The sequence below is a fragment of the Shimia isoporae genome (assembly GCF_004346865.1).
Classification (GTDB): Bacteria; Pseudomonadota; Alphaproteobacteria; order Rhodobacterales; family Rhodobacteraceae; genus Shimia; species Shimia isoporae.
The window spans coordinates 1,761,160-1,777,837 of record NZ_SMGR01000001.1; the positions used below are offsets into that span (position 1 = coordinate 1,761,160).

Annotated in this window: 18 protein-coding genes; 10 read left to right on the forward strand and 8 right to left on the reverse strand. The window is 56.8% G+C overall.

Features of this window, described 5'->3' with window-relative positions; genetic code table 11:
* The first annotated feature begins 22 nt into the window (after positions 1-22).
* From BXY66_RS08635 to BXY66_RS08650, 5 genes are all read left to right on the forward strand, one after another.
* Positions 23-862, forward strand: a complete 840-nt coding sequence (locus BXY66_RS08635; protein ID WP_132859722.1) for an AAA family ATPase — start codon at positions 23-25, stop codon at positions 860-862.
* A gap of 131 nt (positions 863-993) precedes the next feature.
* On the forward strand, positions 994-1,449 hold the full coding sequence (locus tag BXY66_RS08640) for a GNAT family N-acetyltransferase (RefSeq protein ID WP_132859723.1): 456 nt from the start codon (positions 994-996) through the stop codon (positions 1,447-1,449).
* A gap of 101 nt (positions 1,450-1,550) precedes the next feature.
* Entirely contained in the window at positions 1,551-2,813 is a 1,263-nt protein-coding gene (locus tag BXY66_RS08645; RefSeq protein WP_341785805.1) for a DUF2927 domain-containing protein, read from the forward strand.
* A gap of 6 nt (positions 2,814-2,819) precedes the next feature.
* The gene (locus BXY66_RS20450; RefSeq protein WP_165929131.1) at positions 2,820-2,987 is read left to right on the forward strand and encodes a hypothetical protein; all 168 of its coding nucleotides are present in this window, start codon (positions 2,820-2,822) and stop codon (positions 2,985-2,987) included.
* 3 nt (positions 2,988-2,990) lie between these two features.
* On the forward strand, positions 2,991-4,175 hold the full coding sequence (locus tag BXY66_RS08650; RefSeq protein WP_132859724.1) for a vWA domain-containing protein: 1,185 nt from the start codon (positions 2,991-2,993) through the stop codon (positions 4,173-4,175).
* On the opposite strand, the gene BXY66_RS08655 is transcribed toward BXY66_RS08650, so the two are convergent.
* On the reverse strand, positions 4,172-4,633 hold the full coding sequence (locus BXY66_RS08655) for a hypothetical protein (RefSeq protein ID WP_132859725.1): 462 nt from the start codon (positions 4,631-4,633) through the stop codon (positions 4,172-4,174). The two genes, BXY66_RS08650 and BXY66_RS08655, sit on opposite strands and share 4 nt — an antisense overlap.
* Before the next feature lie 176 nt (positions 4,634-4,809).
* Here BXY66_RS08655 and BXY66_RS08660 point away from each other — a divergent pair, with 176 nt between their 5' ends.
* Positions 4,810-5,502, forward strand: a complete 693-nt coding sequence (locus tag BXY66_RS08660; protein ID WP_132859726.1) for a M48 family metallopeptidase — start codon at positions 4,810-4,812, stop codon at positions 5,500-5,502.
* Positions 5,503-5,532: 30 nt separating this feature from the next.
* On the opposite strand, the gene BXY66_RS08665 is transcribed toward BXY66_RS08660, so the two are convergent.
* The 6 genes from BXY66_RS08665 to BXY66_RS08690 form a co-directional block, all read right to left on the reverse strand.
* Positions 5,533-6,072, reverse strand: a complete 540-nt coding sequence (locus BXY66_RS08665; protein ID WP_132859727.1) for an RSP_2648 family PIN domain-containing protein — start codon at positions 6,070-6,072, stop codon at positions 5,533-5,535.
* Positions 6,069-7,268: an RSP_2647 family RNA methyltransferase gene (locus BXY66_RS08670; protein WP_132859728.1), complete on the reverse strand. Its 1,200-nt coding sequence runs from the start codon at positions 7,266-7,268 to the stop codon at positions 6,069-6,071. Before BXY66_RS08670 ends, BXY66_RS08665 begins: the two co-directional genes overlap by 4 nt.
* A 42-nt stretch (positions 7,269-7,310) precedes the next feature.
* The gene (locus tag BXY66_RS08675; RefSeq protein WP_132859729.1) at positions 7,311-7,967 is read right to left on the reverse strand and encodes a DUF6778 family protein; all 657 of its coding nucleotides are present in this window, start codon (positions 7,965-7,967) and stop codon (positions 7,311-7,313) included.
* 135 nt (positions 7,968-8,102) lie between these two features.
* The gene (locus BXY66_RS08680) at positions 8,103-8,372 is read right to left on the reverse strand and encodes a hypothetical protein (protein ID WP_132859730.1); all 270 of its coding nucleotides are present in this window, start codon (positions 8,370-8,372) and stop codon (positions 8,103-8,105) included.
* A gap of 25 nt (positions 8,373-8,397) precedes the next feature.
* Positions 8,398-11,184: a [protein-PII] uridylyltransferase family protein gene (locus BXY66_RS08685; protein ID WP_132859731.1), complete on the reverse strand. Its 2,787-nt coding sequence runs from the start codon at positions 11,182-11,184 to the stop codon at positions 8,398-8,400.
* 86 nt (positions 11,185-11,270) lie between these two features.
* Entirely contained in the window at positions 11,271-11,657 is a 387-nt protein-coding gene (locus tag BXY66_RS08690) for a nuclear transport factor 2 family protein (protein ID WP_132859732.1), read from the reverse strand.
* 319 nt (positions 11,658-11,976) lie between these two features.
* Here BXY66_RS08690 and BXY66_RS08695 point away from each other — a divergent pair, with 319 nt between their 5' ends.
* The 4 genes from BXY66_RS08695 to BXY66_RS08710 all read left to right on the forward strand — a co-directional run bounded on the left by BXY66_RS08695 (position 11,977) and on the right by BXY66_RS08710 (position 14,255).
* Positions 11,977-12,405, forward strand: a complete 429-nt coding sequence (locus tag BXY66_RS08695; protein WP_132859733.1) for a DUF2852 domain-containing protein — start codon at positions 11,977-11,979, stop codon at positions 12,403-12,405.
* Between the two features lie 80 nt (positions 12,406-12,485).
* The gene (locus BXY66_RS08700) at positions 12,486-12,935 is read left to right on the forward strand and encodes an RDD family protein (RefSeq protein ID WP_132859734.1); all 450 of its coding nucleotides are present in this window, start codon (positions 12,486-12,488) and stop codon (positions 12,933-12,935) included.
* Positions 12,936-13,042: 107 nt separating this feature from the next.
* On the forward strand, positions 13,043-13,864 hold the full coding sequence (locus BXY66_RS08705; RefSeq protein ID WP_132859735.1) for an arginyltransferase: 822 nt from the start codon (positions 13,043-13,045) through the stop codon (positions 13,862-13,864).
* A gap of 1 nt (position 13,865) precedes the next feature.
* On the forward strand, positions 13,866-14,255 hold the full coding sequence (locus BXY66_RS08710; RefSeq protein ID WP_132859736.1) for a VOC family protein: 390 nt from the start codon (positions 13,866-13,868) through the stop codon (positions 14,253-14,255).
* 54 nt (positions 14,256-14,309) lie between these two features.
* Here BXY66_RS08710 and BXY66_RS08715 read toward each other — a convergent pair whose 3' ends face one another.
* Positions 14,310-16,664 carry a TRAP transporter large permease gene (locus tag BXY66_RS08715; RefSeq protein WP_132859737.1) on the reverse strand — a complete coding sequence of 785 codons (2,355 nt, stop codon included), beginning with the start codon at positions 16,662-16,664 and terminating at the stop codon, positions 14,310-14,312.
* Positions 16,665-16,678 lie beyond the last annotated feature (14 nt).

Here is a 16,678-nt window from a genome sequence, read left to right on the forward strand (position 1 = left end):
AGGGAACGTTCAGGACAATTTTATGAAATTTGCAGGCACCAAAGACTATGTCGCCACAGACGATCTGACTGTCGCGGTCAACGCCGCCGTGGCACTGGAACGCCCGCTGCTCGTCAAAGGCGAGCCTGGCACCGGCAAGACCGAACTTGCTCTTCAAGTGGCGCAGTCCCTGGGCCTTCGTATGATTGAGTGGAACATCAAATCCACAACGAAAGCGCAGCAGGGTCTGTACGAATACGATGCTGTTTCTCGCTTACGTGACAGTCAGTTGGGCGACGAACGCGTGCATGACATCGGCAACTACATCAAGCGCGGCAAACTCTGGGAGGCCTTCGATTCCGACGAGCGTGTCGTCCTGCTGATTGATGAAATCGACAAGGCAGATGTCGAGTTTCCAAACGACCTGCTGCAGGAACTCGACAAGATGGCGTTCCACGTCTACGAAACTGGTGAGACCGTTTCGGCCAAACACCGACCGATCATCATTATCACGTCGAACAATGAGAAGGAGCTTCCCGACGCCTTCCTGCGACGCTGCTTCTTCCACTACATCCGCTTCCCGGAAATCGACACTTTGAAACAGATTGTCGAGGTCCACCATCCCGGAATCAAGGAATCGCTTCTCACCACCGCGTTGACCCAGTTTTACGAAATCCGCGATACACCCGGCCTCAAGAAGAAACCGTCAACATCCGAAGTGATTGACTGGTTGAAACTGCTTCTCGCAGAAGACCTCTCACCAGAAGACCTCAAGCGCGACGGCGCTAGCGCGCTCCCGAAACTGCACGGAGCACTTCTGAAGAACGAGCAGGACGTGCATCTGTTTGAACGGCTGGCCTTCATGGCGCGCTCAGGCCGCTGAAGACCAAAAAACCACGGTCACCTGAAAACCGGCCTGATGCCTGCGAATTCTTGCCCCAATTACAGGGCAGAATGCTAGCATCCAAGCCCAGTATAGGCCCGCGCCCGGCAGAGGCACCATAGGGAGGCCGCATGACGCAGAACTCGACTGTAACGGTACGCCCGTTGACCGCCTCGGATGAAACCGACTGGCGCCGTCTCTGGACGGACTATCTCACTTTCTATGAGTCTTCAGTAACGGAAGAAGTGTACCGATCCACATTTGAACGCCTGCTTGGGGACGACCCCCAAGACTACACCTGTCTGATTGCCGAGGTGGAGGGAAAACCCGTGGGCCTGACGCACTACCTCTTTCACCGCCATGCGTGGAAAGTCGAAAACGTCTGCTACCTGCAAGATCTGTTTGCTGACCCTGACGTCAGGGGCAAGGGCATTGGCCGCGCCCTGATCGAGGCAGTATACGCCGCCGCAGATGCCGCGGGTTCACCTACAGTTTATTGGCTTACTCAGGATTTCAATACGACAGCGCGTCAGCTTTACGACCGCGTTGCAGCCAAAACACCCTTTATCAAATATCAGCGTCCATAATGATGTTCCGGTTCCTTCTTCCAATTGCATTAGCCTTGTCCGCTTGCGGCCCCGTCCAGCACTCGAGCACACCCACGCGAGCAGCAATCAGCGATACCACGCTGCCTCCTGTCAAAAGCTTTGCGACACCGCGCCCAACACCGCCCGCAAGATCAAACCGCGAAATCACCCGGGATTTTCTCGACCTGAGTTTCGCCCTCGAAAGTGGACGTGCCCTGCCCTATTTCACGCGCTTTGAGGGCCCCATCACCGTGCGTGTCACCGGCAAACCGCCAGCCAACTTGATGGCCGATCTGAACAGCCTTCTTACCCGTCTGCGCAACGAAGCCCGGATCAACATCAAACTGACCAACAGCGCGGACGCCAATATCACAATCGAGGCAGTTACCCGCCGCGACATACGCCGGACGCTGCCGCAAGCCGCATGTTTCGTCGTTCCCAACATCACAGCTCTGCGTGAATACAAAGGCGCACGGCGCAGCGGCGCCGCCAACTGGGCGGATCTGCAAAAGCGCGAGAAGATCGCGATTTTCGTTCCCAACGACACCACCCCCCAGGAAACGCGCGATTGCCTGCATGAAGAACTGGCACAAGCGCTTGGTCCACTCAACGACCTCTACCGACTGCCCGACAGCGTATTTAACGACGATGATGTTCATGCGGTTCTGACCGGTTTCGACATGACCGTGCTGCGCGCGTACTACGATCCATCCCTCAAGAGCGGCATGACGCGCGAAGAAGTTGCTGCCCGACTTCCTGCGATCTTGGCGCGCATCAATCCGCGCGGCGAACGCTTGTCTCCAAGATATCTCAAGGCGACACCACGTACCTGGATCGACGCAATTCAGGTTGCACTTGGCCCCGGCACCAGCGCCGATGGCCGGCGCCGCGCCGCCACCCGTGCCCTGCAAATTGCACTTCAAGAAGGCTGGGAAGATCATCGCCTTGGGTTTTCCCACTACGCGCTTGGCCGCATAATGCTGCCCAGCGACGTAAATACGGCGCACACTCACTTTCTGTATGCAGATCAGGTTTTTGCCCGCTTCCCAAATTATGGCCCACATCGGGCCCATGTTTCCGTGCGGCTGGCGGCTCATGCCGTTGCCTCGGGCCGTGGACAAGAAGCCATAAACCTGACCTCCCCGCATCTTGCGACTGCCGCGCGCTATGAAAACGCTGTCTTGCTTTCCAACCTCATGCTTCTTCAAGCAGAAGCGCTGGAACTCGAAGGACGCCAGCAAGAGGCCGGAGAGCTGCGACTGGACAGTCTCGGCTGGGCGCGATACGGGTTCGGACCGGACTGGGCCGTGCGTGAAAAATTGCGCGACATCTCTTCGCTCAGCCCGCTGAAAGGGAGCTCGTAAGAAACCATGATCGTAATTCTGGGAGCCATCGTCGGGGCAATCTCTGGCGGTTTTCTAGCCAAAAGACGTGGCGGCAAAAGACTGGATATTCTGCAATATGCAGTGATTTACGCCATGATTTTTGCCATCCTCGGGCTGTTCGCAACGCTCACGATCCACCGTCTGTCTATCTGATCCATGTTTCTACGCTTCTTTGAAAACCTCCGTGCCGCTCGCGTGCCCGTTTCGCTGCGGGAATTTCTCGGCTTTCTGGAGGCGCTCAAAGCAGGTCTGTCGACATATGACATCGACGCCTTCTACTACCTCGGTCGCACGATCATGGTCAAAGACGAGCGCAATATCGACAAGTACGATCGCGCATTTGCCATGACATTTGACGGCCTCGCGGAAATCTCCGCTCAGGATGTGCTGGACGCGGTCGACATACCTGAAGAATGGCTTCGCAAAATGGCGGAGAAACACCTCAGCGCTGAGGAAATGGCAGAGATCGAAGCGCTTGGAGGCTTTGACAAGCTGATGGAGACGCTCAAAGAGCGCCTCAAGGAGCAAGAAGGTCGTCACCAGGGTGGCAACAAGTGGATCGGCACCGCCGGCACCTCTCCGTTCGGCGCCTACGGCTACAATCCGGAAGGTGTCCGCATCGGCCAAAAAGAAAGCAGGCACCAAAAAGCCACCAAAGTCTGGGACAAACGGGAATTCCGCAATTTGGACGACGGCGTGGAGCTCGGCACCCGCAATATCAAGGTCGCCCTCAAACGTTTGCGCCGCTGGGCACGCGAAGGGGCCGCAGAAGAACTGGATTTGTCCGGTACAATTCGCTCCACTGCGGAAAACGGCTATCTTGACGTGAAAACCCGCCCGGAGCGTCACAATGCTGTGAAAGTTCTCCTCTTTCTTGATGTTGGCGGCTCAATGGACCCTCACGTTAAAGTTGTAGAAGAACTCTTTTCAGCAGCTCGCGCCGAATTTAAACATCTCGAGTATTATTACTTCCACAATTGCCTCTATGAAGGTGTTTGGCGCGACAACAAACGCCGCTGGAACGACCAGACTTCCACGCACGAAGTGATGCGCACCTACGGCCCGGACTACAAATGCATCTTTGTTGGGGACGCGTCGATGTCGCCTTACGAAATCGCTTATGCGGGCGGCGCCAACGAACACTGGAATGCGGAGCCGGGTCAGATTTGGCTCGAACGTGCTCGGGAACAGTGGAGCTCAAACCTCTGGATCAACCCAACACCAGAGAGCCATTGGCAATACACGCATTCGATTCAGATGATCCGCGAGATTTTCGAAAACCGCATGGTGCCAATGACATTGGCAGGCCTCGAACAAGGCATGCGAGAGCTGGTGCGCTAGATCCCGCGGGAACTTTGCCCGAATACGGCGCGACTCCCGGATACATCCTTGAAAAAGCACACTATAATTCCTGTGATCCCCGCTACTGTGCCAAGCGACATGGCCACGGACCACAGCGCGATTGTCATTCTCTGAGCCGTCGCGAGTTTCATGTCTGACATCATAACGGCTTTGGCGGAAAGTTCGCCCGCACCGAAACCGACAACCACAAGAGTCAAAAAAATCAGCAACCCCTGCTGAAAGCCCAGAGGCCGATCAACCCATTTGGGACGCAATCCTTTGAAGATAAGTGCACAGCCGGACAACGTCAGCAAAAGGTAAAAAATCGTGGCATGAGGCAGCGCCCCGATGGACAAACGCGCCAACAAACCCGGCATCGTGACCAAAACCATGAGGGCAGAAAACCCACCCAAAGCCCGCAGCATCCCCCGATAGCTGAGATAGATCCAAAAGTGCATATTAATTAACCTATCTACTAGAAATAGAAATTGAGTTCTTAATTTTCATCTTCCGCCCAATTACGTCCGAACTGGGGCAGTATCGGGAAAAATACCTGCCACCGTCGCGGGAAAAGGTCCAGTCTTATCACAGCATCCGGTATTGTTCTTTTTTTGAAGCCAACCATATTGATCACATGATCAAATTCGCGCCTATTCTCATTGCCTTACTCTACGGTGTTCTGATGGTCCGCTTTTCGGCGTGGCGTACTGCGCGATCGCTGGACGACAACTCAACCACGTTGGATGATCCGCATCTGAACAGGCTGATCAACAAGATGGCGAATGCCCTCGACCTGCCCCGCATCAAAGTCCATGTCTACGAAATTGAGCCGATCAACGGACTTGCGGCTCCGGATGGCCGCATTTTCCTAACTCGCGGTTTTATCGACCGCTACGAGGCCGGTCAGGTCACGCCGTCGGAACTGGCTTCAGTCATTGCCCACGAGCTTGGGCACGTGGCTTTGGGCCACACGCGCCGCCGCATGATTGATTTCTCGGGACAGAATGCGGTTCGTACAGCACTGGCGATGGTGTTGAACCGTTTCCTACCCGGTGTTGGGTTGATCATCGCCAATTCCGTCATGAGTCTGCTCATGGCCCGCCTGTCGCGCGTGGACGAATACGAAGCGGATGCATACGCCTCCGCCCTGCTTGTCAAATCCGGCATCGGAACCAGCGCCCAGAAGAGTCTGTTGGAACGCCTGCCTCACATCACGGGGGCGCATGGCGCAACAACACCGGCGTGGCTGTTGAGCCACCCGAAACCTGAGGAGCGGGTCAAGGCAATTGAAAAGCTGGAAAACGACTGGGGAATTGCATCAAACTAGGTCGAAGTTCAGGCGTCATGGTCGGTTCATCTAACCAACCGCCTTCGCCAGTCTTGGCAATCGCGCTTTCTTTAGCAAACTTCGCATAGCCCATTCTCGGCCACTCAGACGCTCCGCTTCTTGGCGAACCTTCTCGCACACGGATTCCACAGCAAGCGGGTTTTCAAGCCAAATCCTATGAAGCAAGCCGTCAGGTTCCATCCGCTCGAGCCCTTCTTCGGCCAACAAATGCCTTGGAAAGTCTTTGGCATTCACCGTTACGATAGCGTCGGCTGATCCGCTGACCGCGGCGGCCAAAACGTGTACGTCATTGGCGTCTGGCAAGTAAAGCCGGTCTTCAAGCGAAGGATTCCAGGTAACTTCCGCCTTTGGCCAAGCAGCCTGAACCAGCGCGATCTCGCCCCGTGCCTGCGCTTCTCCAGTCGGGCCGATTTTTCGTGCTGCCCGCGCCCATTCTTCCAGAATGCGTGCCGACCATTGCGGTTCAAACGCGCCTGTCTTGGCCACGCCCAACAGAACTTCCCGCATCACCGTCGGATACAGAACACAGGTATCAAGCAACAGCCTCACAGCCGGAAAAACAGCGACTTGAGATAACCGCTTTCTGCAAGTTGCGGCATCAGCGGATGATCCGGACCGGCATAACCGGTGTGGATCAATTGAGCCTGCCGCCCTGCCCGTCCGATGCCGCGCAAGCTTGCGCCGCGGAACCGCGTCACATCCGCCGCATGGGAACAGGAACAAAGTCCCAAATACCCGCCTTCGGTCACCAAGGGCGCCGCCAATCGCGCAACCCGCTCATACGCGCGCAGACCTTTTTCCAACGCGGGCTTGCTCGGTGCGAACGCGGGAGGGTCGCAGATCACAACGTCAAATCGCGCTCCTTCCTCATTCAAGGCGGTCAAAACATCAAAAGCATCGCCCTTGCGAGTGGAGAACCGATCTTCGACACCGGCGGCCGCCGCACCGGAAAAAGCCAATTCCAAAGCGGCTGCAGAACCGTCTACCGCGGTCGCTTCTGCCGCGCCCCCAGCCAAAGCTGCAAGACTGAAGCCCCCAACATGGCTAAAAACATCGAGCACCTTTGCATCTTTGCAAAGCGACGCGGCAAACCCGTGGTTTGGTCTTTGGTCATAGAACAGCCCGGTCTTCTGTCCGCCGGTCAAATCCGCCATATAGGTCGCGCCGTTCATCACAACCGGCACAGGTGCCGCCGGAGCTGTGCCAATCAGTACAGCGCTGTCTTCCTCCAGACCTTCCAATCCCCGCGCACGTCCCGAGCCGTTCTTGATCACATTGGAAACACCTGTGACCTCGACCAGAGCTGCCACCATCGGTTCAAGCAACGCGTCGGCCCATGCCGCGTTGGGCTGCACCACAGCTGTCGCGCCAAACCGGTCCACAACCACCCCAGGCAGCCCATCCGCCTCAGCATGGATCAACCGATAAAACGGCGTTTCGTATAGCCGTTCCCGCATTTGCAATGCTTTTGTAAATTTCGCGGCAAACCAAGTCTGATCAATCGACGCACCGACGTTCCGGTCCAGCATTCGGCAGAAAATCCGGCTTTTGCTATTTGTCGCGACGAGGCCCATTGGCTGCCGTTTGTCGTCTTCCAGAACGGCCAACGTGCCGGGGGCCAACCCCTTGGTACGTCGGTCAGTCACCAGTTCATTGTCATAAACCCACGGGAAACCATGACGGATCGCGCGGGCATTGGCTTTGGGTTTAAGGCGCACAACAGGCAAAGAGGACGGCATATTCATGCCGCCCTCCTAATCAATTATGCTGTCGCTGAAAAGGTCCGATCAGAGCGGCTTCACCGCGGTCAGCGGTACGACCTGCGCAGTCACGCCACCTTTGGGAGGCACAAAACCTGTCGCAGTGGTCATCTCTTCCAGAACGACGCGAGCGAGGTGTTGTGTAATGCGGTACTTCTGGGTCAGGCCCCGCGCCTCGGCTTGCAGAGCTTTCTCGCCGCCGTAGCCAACAAGGTTCGCATTGATTTCTTTCGGGCCTCGCAGAACGGCGCCGGTGACCGGATCAGAGATGGTCATCACGAAATCGATCGAGTGAATACCGCCAACACTGTAGCGGGTTTTCTCGGTCAGGGCATGGAAGCGCTTGAGTTCGATGTTCACCACAACCGGGATCTCGCCCTGCGCCAAACCGCCACCAAGCTCAACTGCATCTTCAAAGATCGCTTTGACTTGCTCGTAGCGGTTACCATAAGCGTCACCGCGCCAGACGATGTCCCCGCCCGGGTAATAGCTGTTGCGCTCGGACACAGTCAGGGTCGTGGGCACAGCCACGTTCATGCCAACCAGCTGGAACGACGGCGCCGGGGCCGTCACTTGTGACGGGGTGTTTTCATACGGTGCGTTCCGGGTCGCGGTATCTACCGAGCTGCATGCCGCCGCGCTCATTCCCAAAACCATCGCTGCAATCAGTCGAACACGTTTCATGTCCATCTCCTCGGGCCTTCGGCCTCTGCTGTCATGCAAGGAGAATCGCTTTGAAATGGGGCGGGAATGCGTCACTGGCCGGACGATTCAGGGGAATTTAACGCTTCGTTAACCCTAAAAACCCTTGTTTTGCTTTTAGTTGCGCTGGCGAGCGCGCCATCCTCCACGACGCTTGGGCGCCTGCATCTGGACCAAACCTTGCTCAAGAACGGCGCTCATCGGGTGGTCAGGCTCACTCCGCGCATAGGCGGAAATCAGCGTCGGAAGCGCATCCTTCGGGTCAATGTCTCCCCCAAGGCTCAACGCCCAGTCCAGGAAAATCGAACGGCACTCCGGAGCACCGATGCCTTCGATCTTGTAGCTTTCCGCGATCAAACCCTTCGGATCAAATCTGTCTTTGCCCAACTTCAGTCTCCTCGCCAGCCCCGGTTCAGCTTGTCCTCGGCGCGCGCGCCAGAGCATCTGAAATGATCTCCGCTGCCCGTGTCGACCCCGCGTCCATGTCGGCGAGCAACCCTTCAATGTCTTCATGACCTGTTTCCCGCAACAAAAACGCTGTTCCACCGGCCCCAATCGCTTCTGGATCAATCGTCGATCCACTTAGCAGCTTTGACGCCAATTGTACCTGCCAGCAAAGCGCGTATGCGGCCTCAAGCTCTGCCGCTTCTGCGGCGCTCATCCATTCAATTGCGACACCGGCCTGTAACCCCTCGGAAACAGCGCGTCTGGCATGACCTGCCAACAGTGCCCCCGCCTGGGAAACAAGTTCAATATCTTGCAGTCGCCCGGCGCCGATCTTGGCATCCCAGGGCCCGTCAGGATGTTTCGCAGCCGCAATCCTCGCGCGCATCTCAGAGACGTCGATCCGCACCTGCGCTTCATCGCGCGGCCTGGCCAGAACTTCACAGCGGAATGCCTCGACTTCTTGCATCAGCGAGTCTTCTCCGGCGATAGGCCGCGCACGCGTCAACGCGAGATGCTCCCAAGTCCATGCCTCGTTGATCTGATAGTTCTTGAACGAGGCCAAAGAGGTTGCGACCGGCCCCTGTGTACCCGAGGGTCGCAACCGCATGTCCACCTCATAAAGCCGTCCCTGCGCCATCGGCGCAGACAATGCCGTCACAAGGGCCTGCGTCAGACGCGCGTAATACGCTCGAGCGGCCAATGGGCGTCGTCCGTCAGAAAACTCAACGCCGTCCGCATCATAGATCACTATGAGGTCCAGGTCTGACGTTGCATTCAGCCTCCGCGCACCCAAACTGCCCATCCCGAGCACCATCGCGCCTCGCCCCGGTTGTGGGCCATGTTTCTCCGCGAACTGCGCCGCCACCGACGGCCACACACCAGCCACAACCGCCTGTGCAAGATCGGCATACTGCGCACCTGCTTCTTGCGCATCGATTAGCCCCCGCAACAAATGCACGCCAATACGGAACTGCCACTCCTTGCCCCACCGCCGTGCAGCGTCCAGCGAATGCTCATAGTCCACCTCTGCTTGCAAACGTAGGTTAAGCTCATCCGACAATCCGCCAACACCCGGCCAGTCCGTAAAGAACGCCCCACCGATCACAGCATCAAAAACGCCTGAATTTCGCGACAGATGCTGCGCCAAGGCGGGAGCCGTCCCGACAATGTCAGCCAAAAGGTCAATCAGATGCGTGTTTGCCTCAAACAGAGAAAACAACTGCACACCTGCTGGTAGCCCCTTCAGAAACCCGTCCAAAGCCAGCAAGGCTTCGTCAGGTCGTGCAGTGTCTGCGAGGCGTCGCAATATTTCCGGCTTCACACGCTCGAATATTTCCACCGCCCGTGGACTGCGCAATGCGGGATAAGTGGCCCAGCGGTCGATGACCGCTTGGTCCAGAGCCTCGCTGGACTCAGGTTCTGACGTACCGGCATCTGGTGCAAAGAAGCCTTCGGTCAACTCGTGCACTTCAGTCAGCCTTTCCTGCAAGTCCTCCTGAAGCTCCGCCACATTTCGCCCCATTAATCCTGCCACCCGCGCCCATCCATCAGGCGTCTTCGGCAAGCGGTGCGTTTGTGCATCGTTGACCATCTGAACCCTGTGCTCGACCTCGCGGTGGAACCGGTAGTGATTTGACAAAGTGGCTGCCGCGCCTTCGGGCACCCAGCCCTTCTCTGCCAGATGTCCCAGCGCCGGCACAGTCCGCCGATCTCGCAGGTCCCGATCACGCCCCCCTGCAATGATCTGGCGCGTCTGCGTGAAAAACTCGATCTCGCGAATGCCACCGCGGCCCAGCTTCATGTCATGCCCGTCAAGCGTGATCGGCCCACCGAGGCCTTTGTGTTCTCGAATGCGCAGCCGCATGTCGTGGGCGTCCTGTATTGCCGCGAAATCCAGATGCTTTCGCCACACAAACGGTTTCAAAGTATCCAGAAACTTTTGCCCTGCCGCGAGATCTCCAGCGGAAGGGCGCGCCTTGATGTAGGCTGCCCGTTCCCAAGTACGCCCTAGACTTTCGTAATACCGCTCCGCGGTCTCCATCGCGATACAGACCGGCGTCACGGACGGATCGGGGCGCAACCTCAGATCGGTACGGAACACATACCCGTCGCCGGTAATGTCGCTCAGCATCGCCGCCATCTTGCGCGTCGCACGAATGAAACTAGCGCGCGCGTCATGATAGTCGTCGGGGTCAAAGCGCGTCTCATCGAAGAGGCAGATGAGATCGATGTCAGAACTGTAGTTCAGTTCATGCGCCCCCATTTTGCCCATCGCAATCGACACCATGCCACCCGCACTCGGAATGTCATCTACGGTCGCGCCCGGCAACTTGCCGCGCCTGATTTCAGCTCCGATCGTGGTTTCAAGCGCCAGCTGGCTCGCCAGGTCGGCAAAGTCGGTTAGGGCCCCCGTGACGTTTTCCAATGCCCAGACACCGCTCAGGTCGGCCAATGCAGTCAGCAACGCGATCCGCCGCTTACCCTGTCGCAGAGCCGCAGGCATTTGATCCGGCGCAACCGCCCTCAAATCAGCAAACACCTCGGCCAGCGCCGTTTCGGGCGCGTGCAGCCCTGACGGTAGCCAGTCCGCTTCGCGTGCAACCAACCCCTTGAGGTATGGGGAACTTCCTGCAGCACCCGCAACCAGCTTTTTAAGGTCACCGGAGAGCGCAGGTACCAGAGCGGCAGCCTCTGCACCTAGGTCGGGATCAAAAGCAATTGGGAGGCGGGTTATGCGGCTGGCAAATGTCATGGCGCGACTTTGCGCAGGACTGCCAATGAGGTCAATCGGCCCGACCGCCGCACTGGCACAAAACGACGGCGCATGGCACACGACGCCTAAACAACTGTCTCACCGGTCAAAGGCGTATCCTGACTGAACGTATTGATCCACGCGCCAGCTCGACGCTCCCACAAAGAACTGACAAGCATCGTCTCCCATTCGTGGTTCCCAACCCGCAGATAGTCCGCCCGATAGATCAAGATCGAGGCCGTTTCGCCCAGATACCGAATTTGCACATCACTCAACTTGTACTGCGCCACCGTACCGCCGCCGTCGAGTTGACCGACATGCGCGTCTTTGCCTGCGAAGCCATCGGGGTAAACGCCGACGAAATCTTCAGACAACAATGCGGCGTCAGAGCTGCTGTCCCCCGTGACTAGTGCGCCCCAAACGCGGGTTTCCAACTTCAGCAACTCGGACAGTGCAAGAACTCGGTCAGTCATTCGAGAACCTTCAACTCTTCCCTCGTGAAAGGCAATGCAAAGGCCGAATCCCTCGTTCGAAACCACCAAAAAATTCGCTCACGAAACGAACTTTGCTTTAACTTTTGAGATCATCGCCGGCATGCACAGTCGCAATACCGACGTATTGCCGACGCAAAACAGAACCAGGAAACCCTTAAAAAACATCAATTATTAAAAGGCGAAACACAAAAATGTAAAAAACATTCACATACCCTCTTGCATTGCTCTCAAACAATGACAATCTTGGATATGTAAACACGATTTACATTCAACGTCACACCGAACACCGGAGATACAAATGACACCTGCCGCTACCGCCCAACATGCCGACACCCAGCACATGAGCTGGCTTGGCAAGTCCGAGGCCTGGCTCGACAGCAAAGGCAAAGGCGCCTGGATCGCTGCCATGGTCCTTGGTTTTGTCTTCTTCTGGCCCGTTGGTCTGGCCCTTCTGTTCTACATGATCTGGAGCAAGGAAATGTTCAAGAAAAGCCACCGCAGCTGCGGCCGGTCCCGTCGCATGCATATGATGCAATCGTCCGGCAACACCGCCTTTGACAGCTACCGCGACGAAACACTGCGTCGCCTCGAAGACGAGCAGCGCAGCTTTGAAGACTTCCTGCAGCGTCTGCGCGAGGCCAAGGACAAAGCCGAATTCGACCAGTTCATGGACGAGCGCGCCAAAAAGGCCGCCGAACCGAGAGAACCGGAGACCGAGGACGCCTAAGTCCGCCTGTGCTATGATGACTGGAGCGGCGCAACCGCCGCTCCTTTTTCTGTTTTCCAGTATCTTAGGAAGAAAACTCCATGTCGCAACGCAGCTTCACCCTGCCTGATCCTGAGCTCCAATCGGAGTTCTATGCCGACGTTCCATTCAAGCGCTTCATGGCTTGGATCATCGACACAATACTTGTCACGGTAGTTTGTGTTCTGATTGTTCCGCTCACAGCCTTCACAGGTATTTTCTTCTTTGGTTTCCTGCTTCTCGTTGTGGGGTTCGCTTACCGCGCCATCACGCTGGCCAACAATTCGGCTACGTGGGGTATGCGGCTCACATCCATCGAAATGCGCCGCATGGATGGCAATCGCTTTGATCTGGGAACGGCGTTCCTGCACACGCTGGGCTACCACATCAGCTTTACGTTCTTTATCATTCAGGTTGTTTCAATCGTTCTGATGATGACGACCGCCCGCGCCCAAGGCCTAACAGATCATCTGCTCGGCACCGTCGCGATCAACCGTGCCGCACGTTACTGAAGCCCCTCGTTAACCACAAAGATGTTAACCAACGGAGCAGAATCCGGGGCTTGGCGCTCCAACAACCTATTGCTATCGTGGAAAGTGACCCTATTTTCCGGAGCGCAATGCGCCACACCTTACCATTAACGCCCCAGTTTTACGTGACGGCCCCACAACCTTGTCCTTACTTGGCCGGGCGGATGGAACGTAAACTGTTCACGGCGCTGCAGGGAGACAGCGCCGGAGCGTTGAACGACGCCCTCAGCCATCAAGGCTTCCGCCGGTCCCAGAACGTGCTCTACCGTCCGTCATGCACCGATTGTGCAGCCTGCCTGTCGGCGCGGATCGACGTTTCCAAGTTCAAGCCCAACAAAAGTCAGCGCCGCACCATGCGCCGAAACCTTGGGCTCCAACGCCGCGCAACCTCGCCTTGGGCCACCGAAGAGCAGTACGAGCTTTTCCGCTCATATCTTGATCGGCGTCATGCCGATGGCGGCATGGCGGATATGGATGTGTTCGAGTTTGCCGCGATGATCGAAGAGACACCGATCCGGTCGCGCGTCGTAGAATACACGGACAGCCAGAGTCGGGATCTGATCGGCGTATCGCTGACCGATGTGCTGGAGGACGGCTTGTCGATGGTCTACTCGTTCTACACGCCGGATCGTCAACAGCAGTCGCTCGGAACATATCTGATCCTCGATCACATCGAAATCGCGCGCGAAGCTGGCCTGCCTTATGTATATCTCGGCTATTGGGTGCCAGGCAGCGAGAAGATGCACTACAAGTCCCGGTTCTCGGGCCTCGAAGTTTATCATGGCGGCGAATGGCAGCCCATCGGTGATCCGACGCGCTTCGAGGATACACAGCATCCGCTGAACGCCGACCCGATCGCCGAACAGGTTGCCAATATCCAGCTCCCCGACATTCTCGGTACCCGAAAGTAATATGACGCGCCACCTGCACGCTGTCGCGATCGTTGTCCCCGACTACGACGAGGCGCTGTCATTCTATGTTGGAAAGCTCGGCTTTGTCTTGCGCGAGGATCGACGGGTTACCTCTGAGAAACGCTGGGTTGTTATCGCTCCTGACACGCGCAGCCAAACGACCATTCTTTTGGCACGTGCCGCCACGTGTGAGCAGCGCGCCATAGTTGGAAGACAATTTGGTGGACGGGTTGGCCTCTTTCTCCACACTGACGACTTCGCCCGCGATCATGCCGCGATGCTCGATGGTGGTGTGCAGTTTGAAGAGTCCCCCCGCCAAGAGGAATACGGCTTGGTCGCTGTCTGGCGCGATCCCTTTGGTAACCGTTGGGACCTTCTGCAACTGACATAGTCCACAAATTGGGACGGGGGCCCGTAGGCCCCCGCTCTTTCTCAATATCTAGGATCAGTTCCCGATCAGGGCCGGCAGGATCGTCACGATACTCGGGAAGTACCAAAGGATCCCCAAACCAACGACCTGGATCAGCACGAAGGGAATGATGCCCTTGTAGATGTGGCCGGTTGTGACCTCTTTTGGAGCAACCCCTCTGAGGTAGAAGAGTGCAAATCCAAACGGAGGCGTCAGGAACGACGTCTGCAAGTTCACGGCAATCATGATCGTCACCCATTTAGGATCAAATGTACCGCCGTAGATCACCGGACCAACGATCGGAATTACGATGTAGATGATCTCAAGGAAGTCGAGCACGAAGCCGAGAATGAAGAGCACAAGCATCACAATCAGGAAGACCGTCAATTCGTTGTCAAACGAACGCAGGAACTGCTGAATGTAGTGCTCGCCACCGAAACTGATCACAACAAGGTTCAGAAGCTGTGAACCGATCAGGATGGTGAACACCATCGAGGTCACCTTCGCGGTTTCCCGAACAATAGGTGTCAGCACCTTGCCGCGCATCAGAACCCAACAGCCATAAAGGAAACCAAACATTGCAAAGAGATATGCAATCTTGGCCACCGCGAAGGCGATCAGGTTTTCAAGCGCCACATCTTCCTGGTTGATGCGCAGATCAAAATTCACCCCGACAAGGATCATGATGATGATCGCAAAAGTCGCCCAGATGATCAGCCCACCGGATTTGCCTTGATCGTGCAGCTTGCGATAGGCCGCCAGCAGGATCGCACCGCCCGCACCCAACGCCGCAGCAGGCGTCGGATTGGTGATGCCACCCAAAATGGAACCAAGCACGGCAACAATCAAAACCAGCGGCGGGAACACAACGCGTAAGAGTTCGTTCTGTCCCAGACGACGGGTCGCCTCACGACACCCATAGAGTGTCAACGCCAGCGGCACCGCCAGATAGATCAGGGTCCAGCCCGGTGTGGTGGTCGGCCGGATGAACAGGATGTCCACCAGAATAGCCAGCAGAACGCCAGCCCCACCAATCAAGAGCGGTTTTGGATCCTTACTCGGGGCCACGCCGCGAGCCGTGGTCAAAACCAGACCCAACAGAAGGAAACCAATCGCAATTCCGGAACCAATCGGAGCGGCAGCGGCGACCTTCTCAGCGAAGCGTTCCTGACGCTCCTCATCGGTCAACGCACGGGCCTGAGCCACGCCCCCGGCTTCGTCAATTGCGGCTTGTTCAGCCAGAGCAGTATTCCACGCCTCTTCACCATGCAGATCAATCATAGACGCCGAACACTCTTCGCTTACGTTGGTACGCAAGCTCGCTGTTTTGCCGGCATCCGAGAAGCTGTCCACAACGATGTGCTGGTTGCCAATCAAGTTGACCTGACCCATCAGGATCACACCACCGATCAGAGCAGCAGGCACGAAGAGGAACCAAGTCATGCTCTCGCGCTTTGTCACCGCTTCGCCGCTGCTTTCGCCGAACTCAACCGCGGGGGCTTCCTTCGGATTAATCAGCGCGTAACCGAAGGCATAGAGGCCATACAGCACTGCGAGCATAATACCCGGCAACAAAGCCGCCTGGAACAACGTACCAACCGAGACAACCGCCGGCTCACCCAGATAGGTCAACGCGTCGGAACAACCAGCCACCTGAGCACGTGTTTCCTGTGCCGCCGAATAGAGGTCGCCCGCCAGTGTTCCCAAAAGAACGATCACGATAGACGGCGGAATGATCTGGCCCAGCGTACCGGAAGCCGCAATCACGCCGGTTGCCAGCTTAGGGTTGTAACCGTGCTTAAGCATGGTTGGCAGCGACAGCAGGCCCATGGTCACCACTGTAGCGCCCACAATACCCGTGGAGGCCGCAAGGAACGCACCCACAACCACAACCGACACAGCCAAACCACCAGGCAGCGGACCAAAGACGCGCGCCATCGTTGTCAGAAGGTCGTTTGCAATTTTAGAGCGTTCCAGTGTGATGCCCATAAGGACAAACATCACAACCGCCAGGAGGGTTTCGATTGACTGACCCGCCAACACACGTTCGTTCATACGGTTCACGATGAACGAAATGTTGCGATCCATGGCGGTTTCCCAACCGCCTTTGAAAACAGGCTCCGCATAAGTCGGCAAATCCGGATACCTGAATATCGAGATCGTATCCGCCTTGATCCCTTGCGCGATCAAATCGGCGTACATGGCCGAGCCCGTGTCAATGGCCTGGTGCACGAGAATACCAGCGCTATCGAGCGCGGCAATAATACCAAACGAGATTACACCTGCGCCACCGATGGCAAACGCCACTGGAAAGCCCGAGAGAATGCCTCCGAAGAGGCAGAGAAAGACGATAATCAGGCCGATTTCGACCCCATCAAGTCCAAATAGCATTGTTTCTGCCCCTT